The organism is Candidatus Polarisedimenticolia bacterium, from assembly GCA_036001465.1.
In the GTDB taxonomy this organism is placed as follows: domain Bacteria; phylum Acidobacteriota; class Polarisedimenticolia; order Gp22-AA2; family Gp22-AA2; genus Gp22-AA3.
Genome location: DASYUH010000028.1, coordinates 1 through 11,878, shown reverse-complemented (window position 1 = coordinate 11,878; position 11,878 = coordinate 1). Strand labels below are relative to the sequence as shown.

Annotated in this window: 12 protein-coding genes and 2 tRNA genes; 9 read left to right on the top strand and 5 right to left on the bottom strand. The window is 66.7% G+C overall.

Annotated elements, in window-relative coordinates; all coding sequences use genetic code 11:
* Positions 1 to 928 (bottom strand): hypothetical protein (locus VGV60_05645; protein ID HEV8700736.1); only part of this gene is annotated, 928 nt, incomplete at its 3' end.
* A 752-nt stretch (positions 929 to 1,680) separates the two neighbouring features.
* On the opposite strand from VGV60_05645, the gene VGV60_05640 reads away from it, so the two are divergent.
* From VGV60_05640 to VGV60_05615, 6 genes are all read left to right on the top strand, one after another.
* Positions 1,681 to 2,991, top strand: a complete 1,311-nt coding sequence (locus tag VGV60_05640; protein ID HEV8700735.1) for an ATP-binding protein — start codon at positions 1,681 to 1,683, stop codon at positions 2,989 to 2,991.
* Complete coding sequence (locus VGV60_05635; GenBank protein ID HEV8700734.1) at positions 2,988 to 4,328, top strand: sigma-54 dependent transcriptional regulator; 1,341 nt, start codon at positions 2,988 to 2,990, stop codon at positions 4,326 to 4,328. Before VGV60_05640 ends, VGV60_05635 begins: the two co-directional genes overlap by 4 nt.
* Before the next feature lie 235 nt (positions 4,329 to 4,563).
* Positions 4,564 to 5,217 (top strand): alpha/beta family hydrolase, encoded by a 654-nt coding sequence (locus VGV60_05630; GenBank protein ID HEV8700733.1) that lies wholly within the window; start codon positions 4,564 to 4,566, stop codon positions 5,215 to 5,217.
* Between the two features lie 53 nt (positions 5,218 to 5,270).
* On the top strand, positions 5,271 to 5,606 hold the full coding sequence (locus VGV60_05625) for a cytochrome c (GenBank protein ID HEV8700732.1): 336 nt from the start codon (positions 5,271 to 5,273) through the stop codon (positions 5,604 to 5,606).
* Complete coding sequence (locus VGV60_05620; protein ID HEV8700731.1) at positions 5,603 to 6,121, top strand: DUF523 domain-containing protein; 519 nt, start codon at positions 5,603 to 5,605, stop codon at positions 6,119 to 6,121. Before VGV60_05625 ends, VGV60_05620 begins: the two co-directional genes overlap by 4 nt.
* Positions 6,122 to 7,663 carry an aldo/keto reductase gene (locus VGV60_05615; protein ID HEV8700730.1) on the top strand — a complete coding sequence of 514 codons (1,542 nt, stop codon included), beginning with the start codon at positions 6,122 to 6,124 and terminating at the stop codon, positions 7,661 to 7,663.
* Here VGV60_05615 and VGV60_05610 read toward each other — a convergent pair.
* On the bottom strand, positions 7,656 to 8,396 hold the full coding sequence (locus VGV60_05610) for a gamma-glutamyl-gamma-aminobutyrate hydrolase family protein (GenBank protein HEV8700729.1): 741 nt from the start codon (positions 8,394 to 8,396) through the stop codon (positions 7,656 to 7,658). The genes VGV60_05615 and VGV60_05610 overlap by 8 nt on opposite strands.
* Positions 8,397 to 8,423: 27 nt before the next feature.
* Here VGV60_05610 and VGV60_05605 point away from each other — a divergent pair, with 27 nt between their 5' ends.
* The gene (locus VGV60_05605) at positions 8,424 to 8,975 is read left to right on the top strand and encodes an NAD(P)H-dependent oxidoreductase (GenBank protein HEV8700728.1); all 552 of its coding nucleotides are present in this window, start codon (positions 8,424 to 8,426) and stop codon (positions 8,973 to 8,975) included.
* Here the strand turns inward: VGV60_05605 and VGV60_05600 are convergent.
* The 3 genes from VGV60_05600 to VGV60_05590 all read right to left on the bottom strand — a co-directional run bounded on the left by VGV60_05600 (position 8,972) and on the right by VGV60_05590 (position 10,006).
* Positions 8,972 to 9,799 carry a DUF547 domain-containing protein gene (locus VGV60_05600; GenBank protein ID HEV8700727.1) on the bottom strand — a complete coding sequence of 276 codons (828 nt, stop codon included), beginning with the start codon at positions 9,797 to 9,799 and terminating at the stop codon, positions 8,972 to 8,974. The two genes, VGV60_05605 and VGV60_05600, sit on opposite strands and share 4 nt — an antisense overlap.
* Before the next feature lie 47 nt (positions 9,800 to 9,846).
* Positions 9,847 to 9,921, bottom strand: a tRNA-Glu gene (locus VGV60_05595).
* Between the two features lie 11 nt (positions 9,922 to 9,932).
* A tRNA-Gln gene (locus tag VGV60_05590) sits at positions 9,933 to 10,006 on the bottom strand.
* Positions 10,007 to 10,279: 273 nt separating this feature from the next.
* On the opposite strand from VGV60_05590, the gene xrtH reads away from it, so the two are divergent.
* Positions 10,280 to 10,771 carry an exosortase H gene (gene xrtH, locus VGV60_05585; protein ID HEV8700726.1) on the top strand — a complete coding sequence of 164 codons (492 nt, stop codon included), beginning with the start codon at positions 10,280 to 10,282 and terminating at the stop codon, positions 10,769 to 10,771.
* Positions 10,772 to 10,811: 40 nt separating this feature from the next.
* Positions 10,812 to 11,878: tetratricopeptide repeat protein (locus VGV60_05580; protein ID HEV8700725.1), on the top strand; the 1,067-nt coding region annotated here is incomplete at its 3' end.

The following is an 11,878-nucleotide window of genomic DNA, read 5'->3' as shown; positions in this document are numbered from 1 at the left end:
CATCCGGATTGACAGTCTTTTGGACGCTCAAGACCGCTGTACCTGATACGCTGAAGGAACGGGGGCCGACGCCGACGACCCCAAGCGTGCCGGTACCGAACTTCGTGACGCCGCATCGCGTGATGGGACGGACTGGGCTCGCGCACGCTTGTATCCGGAAGATCAAGTACTCGCTGTCTTCCGGAAAATTACCGGCGGCGACTGCATTGAACGAGTCGACAGCGCCGTCATTGTACCACTGCCATTTTGCCGCCTCAGCGATACCAAAGTTGGGATCCTGGGTCTGAGTACAGACTTGTGGAAAGGAACCCGGCTGGGGCGGGTTGACGAGGTCGTTCATTTCTCCAACCGCCACCTTTCCTAACCTGCCCAACTGCCCATTGATTCCGACCCAACCCTTGCTATGGGTCGTGTTCAGAGGGTCATTGAAATTCCTGTTACACATCGTTACCGCAGCACGGACCTCTGCGAGCGTCGGATTGTTGACTGGTCCGCCGCAGTTATCGTCGCGGTCCGTGCCGACGGCGCAGACTTCCCAGACTGGGTCCCCGGTGTACACCGGCTTGTTCGGTGTAGCACTGTATAGAAACGAACCGAGCCACCCCTGTGTGACCGCTTCGTCGTCGTAGGTGACGACGTACATCGCTTTCTGTGTACATCCATCTACGACAGGGACAACGTAGTTCTCCGGCCCGCCGGAACATGAAAAGATATTAGCGGCGGTGCAGTTCTCGACGTCCGCTAGGGCGTCCGGACCGTCTTTCAGGTTACCCAAGCCGAAACTGTAAGCGTTGTCCGCCGTGATGTGCGCCGTGACGGTCCCTGCCTGCGCCGGAGCCGGGGCGAGGGCTACTAGAGCCGCCACAAGCCATGCGCCGGCGGCGACCCATCGCACCATCCATTCGTTGCCGTGCCGTGTGTCAATCATCCGAACCCCTCCTTTTCTTTGTCTCATCTCCCAACCCTCCTTTTCGATCGGATCTGATCTGCGGCTTCTGTATCCTCAGGACCACACGGGGCCGCGCAGTAATAAGCCATCTTGCGTGACCTCCCTAGCATGCGACGTGCCACCTGCCGCCGAAGCCCACAAGATCCTTCTACTGAGCAGATTAGGCTGCAAGCCCATCTCTCGGAGCTCGAGCCCAGTGGTGCAAGCACCAGCGCCATCCGAGACCACAACCCTCGCAACGATTAGAGCCAGCTGAGCTTGTGGTGTGGAAGGAGAGCTGGAGCGTTTCACTCCAGTCGGTGGATTCTGCGCCACCTGGGGACCAGTGCGAGAGAGTCATGCGGACGCTCCCAAGCTCCGCCTATCTCATGATGACGGGGATGATCCGGCTTCCTCTCTTGTTTCTTTTAGAATGAATGAAGGTCAGCCGCGTTCCCAGACCGGCGAGTTCGAGTCTCTTCCCGCGCGGGAGATCTTCGTCACGCGGACGTTCCGGGACAAGGTCGAGCCTTTCCTTGGAGCAGCGGTCGCGCCATGCGGGCGGGAGGGAGGAAACCGCCAGAAAGGACGCCGGATGGCCCAATCCCGCCCAGCCCCGTTGTTGGGCTCTCGTGGACTTCGGCACAACAACCGATGAACTGGGGGTGGGCAAGGGCCAATAGCCCACAAGGGCCAATAGCCCCTTGACAATCACGAGTTGTTTCTGTACATGAGACACATAAGACAACCGATTGCTTGGGCTGCCGCCAGCGCAGCCGGGTCGCCACTCTGGTCAGGGGATGAGTTTCATGAGTAGCGCTCTGTCCAGCAACGCTGGACCGTTCGGTCGCGTTCCCTTCATCCGCCACCTGGCTCTCTGCGCCGCTGCGCTTGTGGCCTACTTTGCGCGGGAGGAGCTCCGCGTCGGCAATTCCGTCCTCTGGGTGTTTGGGTTCGCGGCGCTTCTGAATTTCCAGACATCCATCCTCTCCCGCCGTACCGGCAGCACCTCAATTGCCCGCTTTTTCTCGGCCCTATTCGGACTGGGGGGATGGACGGCCTTGATGTTTCTGACCGGAGGTGTTGCTTCTCCCTTCATAGCCGGTCTGTCGCTCGAGGTGATCCTCGCGGCCATGACGGTGCCTCCGGCAGGGATCGCCATCGTCACCGGCGGTGGCGTGGCGGGCCTGTGGTTGCAGCAATCCCTGCTGGGGCTCGGCGGATCGGTCCTCGCCATGACGGTGCACACCGGCTTCCTTCTGGTCATGGGCGCGGGCACGGGCTTCGTGGTTCACCGGTGGAGGCGGCACGAGGAGCATCTGGCGAGACGACAGACAGAGCTCAAGGGGCGCCTGGCGGTGCTCGAAAGAGAACTGGATGAAGCCCACTCGGTGGGCAAGATGGGCGAGAACGTGGCGCGATTGGCGCATGGCTTCAAGAACGCGGCTCACAGCCTGCGTGGCTTCGCCCAGCTCATGGAGCCCAGGCTTTCCGGTTCGGAGGTCGATCGCGAGATCCTGGACGGTCTGCAAGGGGCCATCGACAGCCTGGAGGATCTGGCCAGGGTGACGCTCGGGCCGCCGGGTTCGTCCCGGCAGCAGGGATCCGGGGGCGACGGAACGGAAACGGGTCGCATCGTCCGTGAGGTGGTCCGGGAGGTGAGATCCTCCTTTCCGGGTGTGCAATGGTCCCTCGTCCTGGCACCGGTGCCACCCGTCGTGCGTGCTCCCACGCCAGTCCTGCGCGAGGTCCTCATGATCGTGGTACGCAACGCCGCCGAAGCGATGCAGGGACGCGGGGAGGTGCTCGTGGCGGCGACAACCCAGGGGGAGCATCTGGAAATTCTGGTGCGCGACCACGGCCCCGGAATCTCAGAACCTGACCAGGAGTCGGTCTTCAAACTCGGCTACACGACGAAGCCCCAGGGACATGGTTACGGGCTGTTCCTGGCGCGCCGCCTCCTCGAGGCCCAGGGGGGGCTTCTGAGGATGTCAGCGGCGGACGGCGGCGGGACACTGTGTCGTATTGAGCTTCCGCTCACCCAGACCCAACTGGCACGATGAGAGATCGTTCCATCCTGATCGTCGAGGACGACCCCACCGCGGCGCAGTTCATGGCTCTCGCGATGAGAGAAGAGTTCCACGGGGTCCGCACAGTCGCGAGCGGTACGGAAGCTCTCCTCGCCATGGAATCACGAGTACCAGATCTGATCTTCCTGGACCTGGGGCTTCCCGACCTTGACGGCCTGGCACTCCTGACGATGCTCAAGCAGCGATGGCCGGAGGTGCCGGTCATTCTGGTCACCGCGGCAGACGAGGTGGCCACCGTCGTGGAATCGGTCCAACGCGGCGCCACGAATTATCTGGTGAAGCCGGTGAAGCCGGCGGCGCTGCTGGCGGCAGCCAGGAGAGCGGTGAGCACGGAATCGATCCCACGGTCCCATGCTGAGTCCGGCATGCCGGAGATCGTCGGGATGAGCAGGGCGATGGTGCAGGTAAGGCACCTCGTCTTCCTGGCCGCGCGAAACGATGTCAACGTCCTCATCACAGGGGCGACGGGGACCGGCAAGGAGCTGGTCGCGCGCGCTGTGCACAGGCTCTCCAGTCTGTCCAGTGGCCCCTTCGTCGCTCACAATTGCTCGCTCACCCCGCCGGATCTCTTCGAAAGCCAGTTCTTCGGTCACCGCCGAGGCTCCTTCACGGGAGCCGACCGCGACCACGTGGGGCTCCTCGAAGTGGCGCATGGAGGGACCCTTCTCCTGGATGAATTGGAATGCCTGAGCCTATCACACCAGGCGAAGCTCCTGCGCGTCATGGACGATGGGGATGTACGGCCAGTCGGTTCGAGCGAACCGCGCACGGTCTCCGTGCGTTTTCTCGCGGCCACAAACCGGGATCCGCAGGAGATGGTGCGTCAGGGGACCCTACGAGAGGACCTGTACTATCGCCTGCGAGGGCTAGAAATCAAACTTCCCCCGCTACGGGAACGTCGCGAGGACGTCGCGCTTCTGGCGCTTCACTTCCTTGCGGGTCATGAGGGCACCTTCACCACCGAGGCGTTCGCTGCCCTCCGCGACTATTCGTGGCCCGGGAACGTTCGCGAACTTCGCAACGTCGTGCGCCGTGCACGCACTCTTGCGGCCGACCGCCCGATCTCTCCTTGCGAACTCGCGCTGGAGCCAGCGCCAGCTCTGATTCCAGACGAACCGCCCGGCCCGATGGGCCTTCCCATCGTAGCGGGCCACGCGCTCATGGAAGCCGAACGCAACACGATCGTCCGGGCCCTGCGCGACGCCGGCGGACGCCAAACCCAGGCCGCCCGGTCGCTCGGCATCGATCGCTCGACACTGCGCCGAAAGGTCAGGACGTTCGGCATCAATCCCTCGAGACTGGATCGGTGAGGAGCGTGTCGCTCCGGCGGACCTCCTACACTTCACCTATCCCAGAACGAGGAACGCTCCGTCTGGGTCACCTCTAGACGCTCCCAGGTCCCCGCGGTTTGACCGGAGAAGAGCTTCAATTTTCTTCGTGAGACCGGGAATGTCCCGCAGATCTTCGCTCTCCGTCATGCCCGAAGCGAGGTATCCTTGGCCGCGCCCTTCGACGGGCGCAGTACACCTGGGCTGGGGCCGGCGCATGACGAAGATCGAAAACTTCTTCATCCCCGGTCCAGCGGGCAGGATCGAGTGCATGCTGAAACGGCCCGCGCCGGGCGCCGAAGCCGGCGCCGCTGCGGCGATCTGCCACCCACACCCGCTGTTCGGCGGGACGATGCACAACAAGGTTGTGCACGCCGCAGCCGAGGCCCTGGTGGCGGCCGGCCTGCCGACGCTGCGCTTCAATTTCCGCGGCGCCGGCGGGAGCGGAGGGATCCACGACGGCGGGCGCGGCGAGCAGGACGACCTGAAGGCGGTGCTCGACCACGTCGCGGGTCGATACCCGGGCAGGCCCCTCGTGCTCGCGGGATACTCCTTCGGGGCGTACGTGTCGCTCCGGTCCGGATGTGGCGACGGGCGGGCGGCCGCCCTCATCGGCATCGGGCTGCCGATCACCATGATGACGTTCGATTTCCTCGCGGGCTGCGACCGGCCGCTCACCCTCATCCAGGGGGACCAGGACCTTTTCGGCCCGTTGCCCCTCGTGATGGCGGTGGCGGCGACCCTCCCGCAGGGGGCGCGGGTCGTGGCGATTCCGGGGGCGGCCCACAACTTCGCGGGGCGTCTGGACGAGCTGGCCCTCCGCGTCGGGGAGGCGGTCCCGGCGGAGTTGGTGGCGGCCCGAGCGGAGTGATATCGTACCGGGCGTCACGGGGTCCAGGAGAAGCGCCAACGGAGGCTACGGAAATGAGACACAGTCTGGTGCTGGGGACCGCGCTCGCGGTGGGGCTCGGCCTTGCCGCGGCGCAGGCCGACGAGGGATCGAAGCCGGCGGCCGAAAAGGGGCAGCAGGTCTACGCCGCCAAGAAATGCAGCATGTGCCATTCGATCGCCGGCAAGGGGAACCCCAGGAACCCTCTCGACGGCGTCGGCGACAAGATGTCGGCCGACGACCTCAAGAAGTACATCACCAATCCGAAGTCGGTGAAGCCCGATTCCAAGATGATGGCCTATCCCAGCCTGCCGGCCGACGACCTCGACGCGCTCGTGGCGTACCTCAAGACCCTGATCAAGAAAGGGTGAGGCGCATCAAGGTCGGGATCAGCGCCTGCCTTCTCGGCCGGGAGGTGCGATACGACGGCGGCCACAAGCGCGATCGCTCGATCCTGACGACCCTCGGCCGGCTGTTCGAGCTCGTCCCGGTCTGTCCCGAAGTCGAGGTCGGCCTCGGAGTGCCGCGCGAGCCGCTCCGTCTCGAGCGAGGCCGCGCCGCGCCCCGTCTGGTCTTCCGCCGGACGCGCGTCGACATCACCGACCGGATGAATGCCTGGGCCCTGAGCCGCCTGCGGGAGCTCGAGAAGTCCGGCCTCCGCGGATTCGTGCTCAAGAGCCGGTCACCGTCCTGCGGTCTCGAAAGGGTCCCCCTGCACGGAACGGGACGCCGCGGAGCGCCGGCGCTCGTGGGACAGGGGCTCTTCGCCCGCGCCCTGCGGGAGCGTCTTCCGTCCCTGCCGGTGGTCGAGGAGCGGCACCTGCACGTCCGCGCCTCGAGGGAGGATTTCGTGCGCCGCGTGCTCGCCTACCGTGGGAAGGCCTGAATGGACGGGTCTCGCCTTCCGGGACGTGCGACGGCCGAGGCGACACGGGCGCACCTGGCGGCTTTCACGACCCATGCGCCCCACGGCCAGGCGCCGCTCGGAGGCACGGGACTCCTGGTCAGCCGGGTCGGCTTCGGCTCCTACCGCGTCGACGACGAGACCCCGGAGCACCGGCAGGCCCTCCGGACGGCCCTGCTCTCGGGCTGCAACCTGATCGACACCTCCACCAACTACACCGACGGGGGCAGCGAGCGGCTGATCGGCGACGTCCTGCACGAGCTGACCCGCGACGGCCGCCTGCGCCGCGAGGCGGTGGCCGTGGTCTCGAAGATCGGCTACGTCCAGGGGGAGAACCTGCGGCTGGCGATGGACCGCGAGCAGGCCGGCGCCCCTTTCCCCGGCATGGTGAAATACATGGACGGGTGCTGGCACTGCATCCATCCCGAGTTCCTGGGGGACCAGCTGGAGCGATCGCTGGCGCGGCTGCGCCTCGAGTCCCTCGATGTCTGCCTGCTGCACAACCCGGAGTACTTCTTCTCCGACGCAAAGAAGCACCGCCGGGGCGAGGCTCTCGACGTGCTGCGCGCCGAGTTCTACAGGCGCCTCGGGGAGGCGTTCGCGTTCCTGGAGGAGGCGGTGCGCCGCGGGACGATCGGCTGCTACGGCGTGTCGTCGAACACCGCCGGAGCAGCGGCGGACGACCCCGAGGCCACCTCGGTGTCGTTCATCCTGAAGGCGGCGGTGGAGGCGGGCGGACCGGACCATCATTTCCGCGTGCTGCAGCTCCCGATGAACCTGCTCGAATCGGGCGGCGCGCTTCTCCTCAACACCGGCCCGGAGCGCGGGCAGACGGCCCTGGACGCTGCCGGCGCGGCCGGCCTCGCCGTCCTGGTCAACCGCCCGCTGAACGCCATCGTCGGCAATCGCCTCATCCGCCTGGCCGGCGGCGAGGCCGACCCGGAGACCGGCACGATCGAGGACCGGACGGCGGAGCTGAAGAGTCTCGAGGAGGAGTACCGCACCCAGATCGCCACGCCGGCCGGGACGCCGCAGGACGCCGTGGATCCGTTCTTCGACCTCATCGACCAGCTCGCCGGACTTCCCGACCAGATCGAGGACCTGGAGCACTGGCGGCAGGTGGAGCAGCAGTACGTCGTCCCGCGGATCAACCACACGGCGCGCGCCATGGGTCGCGAGATCCCGGCCGATCTGCAGGGCCGGTGGGCGCAATGGTGGAGCCGCTGCCTGCCGTCGCTCGAGGGGCTGCTGCAGGCGATCGCCCGCGAGGCCTCGAAGCGCAGCCGCTCGCGCAGCGCCTCGGTCACCGACACCATCGACCCGCTCCTGCCCGCCTCGCGGCGCGGCGAGCCGCTGTCCCGCAAGGCGATCTGGGTGCTCGGCAGCACGCCGGGCGTGACGTCGGTCCTGGTGGGGATGCGGCGCACCGACTACGTGCAGGACGCCCTCGCCGTCCTGGGCTGGCCGCCGCTCGGCGATCCGCTCGAGGTCTACCGCCGGGTCAGGCAGGCGCGAGTCAAGTAGCCCGGAGCCGGGACACCCCGCAGAATCCCCGGACCATCGCGCCGATCCGCCCGGCGAGGGGGGGCGAGTGACGCCTCGCCTCGACGCGCATCCTCTCTCCCCCCTCGGCCCCTCCGAAGTCGACCGATTCCGGGGCGCCCGCTTCGACGAACCGGTCGACCATCTCCGGAGTGACTTCGGGATGGAACTGCACGCCCCAGGCGCACGCGCCGAGGCGGAACGCCTGGTGCGGATACAGGCTGGTCGAGGCGAGCAGGACGGCGTCGGCCGGCAGGTCGAACGTGTCGCCGTGCCAGTGGAAGAAGACGGTCCCGGACGGGAACACGCCCAGGACCGGATCGGCGCGCCCGGCCCCGGTCAAGGTGACGGGGAACCAGCCGATTTCCTTCGCCGCCCCCGCGTAGACGCGCGCGCCGGCGGCCGCCGCGAGGATCTGCGAACCGAGGCAGATTCCGAGGATCGGCAGGCCGCGGCGCAGGGCGTCCCCCGCCAGGAGGATTTCGTCCCGCAGATGCGCATGCCGTTCCGATTCGTAGACGCCCATCGGGCCCCCCATGATGACGACTCCGGCCGCGCCGTCCGCCGAGCGCGGCACCGCCTCCCCCGCAAAGGTGCGCACGAGACGGATCTCCAGGCCGCAGGCCTCGAGGGCCGGTGACAGGAGTCCCGGCCCTTCGTGCTCCGCGTGCAGCACGACGAGCATCTCCGCTTCGCGGCCGGGACAGCTTCTCATGTCCCGATCATAGGGTAGTATCGCGGCATGAAGATCCTGGCTTTCGCCGGCTCCCTGCGCGCCGGCTCGCTCAATCGCAAGCTCCTGGCGGTGGCCCTCGAGTCGCTGCAGGGCAAGGCCGACCTCGACCGGCTCGACCTGAAAGAGGTCCCGATGCCCCTGTATGACGGCGACATCGAATCCCGCGAGGGGCTCCCCGAAGCGGCGCTCCGGTTCAAAGGGCGGATCGCCGCCGCCGACGCCCTGCTGATCGCCACACCCGAATACAACAACTCGGTCCCCGGGACGCTCAAGAATGCCATCGACTGGGCCTCCCGGCCTCCCGGCAATCCGTTCCGGGGAAGGGTCGCGCTTCTGATGGGCGCCTCGCCGGGACAGTTCGGCGCCGTGCGCGGCGTGCTCGCCGTCCGCCAGGTGCTGAACGCCCTGCACGCCATCGTCCTTCCCCAGACCATTCAGATCCCCCATGCCGATCAGGCGTTCGACGAGGCCGGCCGCCTGAAGGACCCGAAGAGCGCCGCCCTGGTCGAGAAGGCCTGCGCCGAGCTGCTGCGTGTCGCCGCCCTCCTGAAGGGCTAGGGTCCTGTCCGAGCACTCGGCCGGGCCTCGTTCAGCGACCAGTCGTACTCGAGAAACCCGATCGGCGGCTTCCCCGCCTGCCTCTCGATGAACCGGGCGACCTCGGGCGCGGCATGGCGCGCCACGTAGGCCGCGATCGAGGCCGCCGTCCCTCGCCAGCCGGCGGCCGTGAAGTCCGATCCGTACCAGTCGAAGTAGCGAGACACCAGCAGTTTCGATCCCTCGACCCGGACGTTTCTCGGATCGGCCAGGAAGGCGCGGGCCCGCTCCTCGAGCTGCGCCTCCAGGCGATCGCCGTCGTACGCCCAGGCCGGCAAGGGCGCGCACGAGCGCGACGCGCAATTCAGCGCGAAATGGATCCTTGGGTCCTTGAAGAACGGCCGCAGGATCCGGTGCTCGATCTCGTCGAGCGTCAGGTCGAAGCCGCCGACCCGGTGCCGCCGCTCCGTCCAGACCCCCGGGATGTCCTTGATCGAAGCGACGCGCGGATGATCGAGGATCGACGCCACCGTGACGGCGTTGTAGACGTTGATCAGGAGCGCCTCCAGGTGGCCCGGGGCCAGGCGAGCCAGAGGGGCATCCGAGGCCGCCCTCAGGTAGGCCGCGAGCTCCGCCCGGTGGTCGCGCATGAAGCGATAGTCGACCAGGCCATCCGCCGTTCCCTTCTCGAGAAGCCGCCCCCACGCGGCATGGTCGAAGCGTTCTGTCCCGCCTTTCAGCGAAGCCTCGACCGCCCGGGCCACGTCCCCCGTCGCCCGCTCGGCGGAAGGCGCCCCGCAGGCGGACGACAGCCCGGCCGCGGACAGGGCGGCGCTCGCGACCATCGTGAGGACGAGCCGGTTCAGCGGAGGGGCTGCGAAAGAGGGAAAGCTGGTAGCGCTACGGGGATTCGAACCCCGGTCTGATGGCTGAGAACCATCCGTCCTAACCCCTAGACGATAGCGCCACGCCCGCTTGTGGTTCCGGGACAGGGATTCGAACCCCGATACCGTGGTCCAGAGCCACGTGTCCTACCGTTAGACGATCCCGGAATCCGCGCCGAATTTTAGTGGACGAGCAGGGGGGTGTCAACCTCCCGCTCCTCTCCGGTAGTGGGCTAATTTGGCCCATTACCCTCCTCTCCCGTTTGGAGTACAATTCGCGTCAATCTGAGAGTCGTGGGTTGCGCCGCATCCCGGAGAATCCCGAGGCCGGAGAGCGGGACATTGAAGAATCACCATCGAGGGGCTCGCGCCAAGGGGCTTCCTGTCCGCGAGAACGGCTCCATCGCCGACCCGGAGAGGCCCGGGAGGGCTTCCGTCCGCGTGACGGTGCGATTCTGTCTGGTCTTTCTCGGCCTGATCCTTCTCTTCTCATCCCTCACATCGACCCGGCTGATCGGAGTCGTCCTTCATGAACGTCTCACCAGGCTGATCGCGACCCTCTCGGCATCGATCCTGGCGCTCCTCGGAGAGGCCGCAGCCTCGGGACACGACCTGAGCTTTGGCGGCTTCGGCGCGTCCGTCGAGGGGGCGTGCGACGGACTCCAGCCGACCTACATCTATGTCGCCGCCGTCCTGGCGTTCCCGAGCCGCTGGCGCGACAAGGGCTGGGGGATCCTGATCGGGATCCCCGCCATCTTCCTGATCAACCTGATTCGCGTCGTGACCATGATGCTCTGCGGAGCCTATTGGCCGGACTTGTTCGACTGGGTGCATCTCTATGGCTGGCAGGCCCTCGTCATCGCGCTTACGATGGCCGTCTGGGTCTTCTGGGCGGAGCTCTTCGTTCGTCCACGCGACCAGGCGACTGCTTAGCTTTCTCCTTCGAGTCGGGGCCCTCTACGCCCTGACTTACGTGCTCTGGCTTCCTCTGCAGGGACTGTTCATCCGTTTGCTGGCCGCCGCGGCCGAGAGAGTGCTCCCGCTCGTCGAGCATCCGCCCATCCTCACCGCGCTCACCACCCACGGCAACAGCATCACATATCACAGCTACATCACGGGAGTCTCGCAGCCGCTGTCGCATCTGGACTGCGGGAACCTGCACGTCAGCATCGTGGCCTCCCTGGCTCTGGCCCTCTCGGTGTCCGCCAGGCACTGGTCCGCTCGGGCGAAGGTTTGCGGGCTCGCCCTGGCGCTGGTTTTCCTCGTGATGATCGCCGTGTGTATCGTGCAGCTGGAGTGGGCGGCGGAGGGTTACGCCTCGGCTCGGCTCGGGATCACGCTGTATACGGCCCGGGAGAAGGAGCTCCTGGACTGGGTGATCCGGAAGTCGAGCATGGCGATGGTGTACCTGGTGCCCGCCTTGCTCTTCCTGACCTCCTACCTCTCCTTCTGGTCCGGCGCCGGGCGTGCGGATGCCCGAAAGCCCGACAGGCCACGGGAACCGGACTCAGGGTCGAGCCGGTCATTCCTCATGAGCTGGAGGAGCGTCTCCATGGCGGGCGCCGCGTGCATCGCGGCCTGGCTGTTCCTTCCCGCGACGCATGCCGGCCGGGATGGCCAGGTCAACCTGGAGGGGCTGCGGAAGATCGTCGCCTTGAACCCCTCGTCTCCGCGTGCCCACTACAGCCTGGCTCTCAACCTGGAACAGCAGGGAAGGCTGGACGAGGCGATGGATTCCTACCGGAGCGCGCTGCGCCTCCAGCCGGAATTCGTGGAGGCCCGCTTCGGTGAGGGGGACGTCCACTTCAGGAAGGGCGCCTTCGATCAGGCCGCGAGTTGTTACGAAGACGTGCTGAAACGCCAGCCGGGCAACGTCGACGCGCGCTACAACCTGGGCACGACGTTTCTCAACCGGGGAATCTTCGACCTCGCCGCGGCGTCCTATGAAGCGGTTCTCAGGATCCAGCCCGATCACGCCTCCGCCCACAAGGGCCTGGGGGAGGCGCTCCTGCGTCTCAACCGACGATGCGAAGCCTTGCC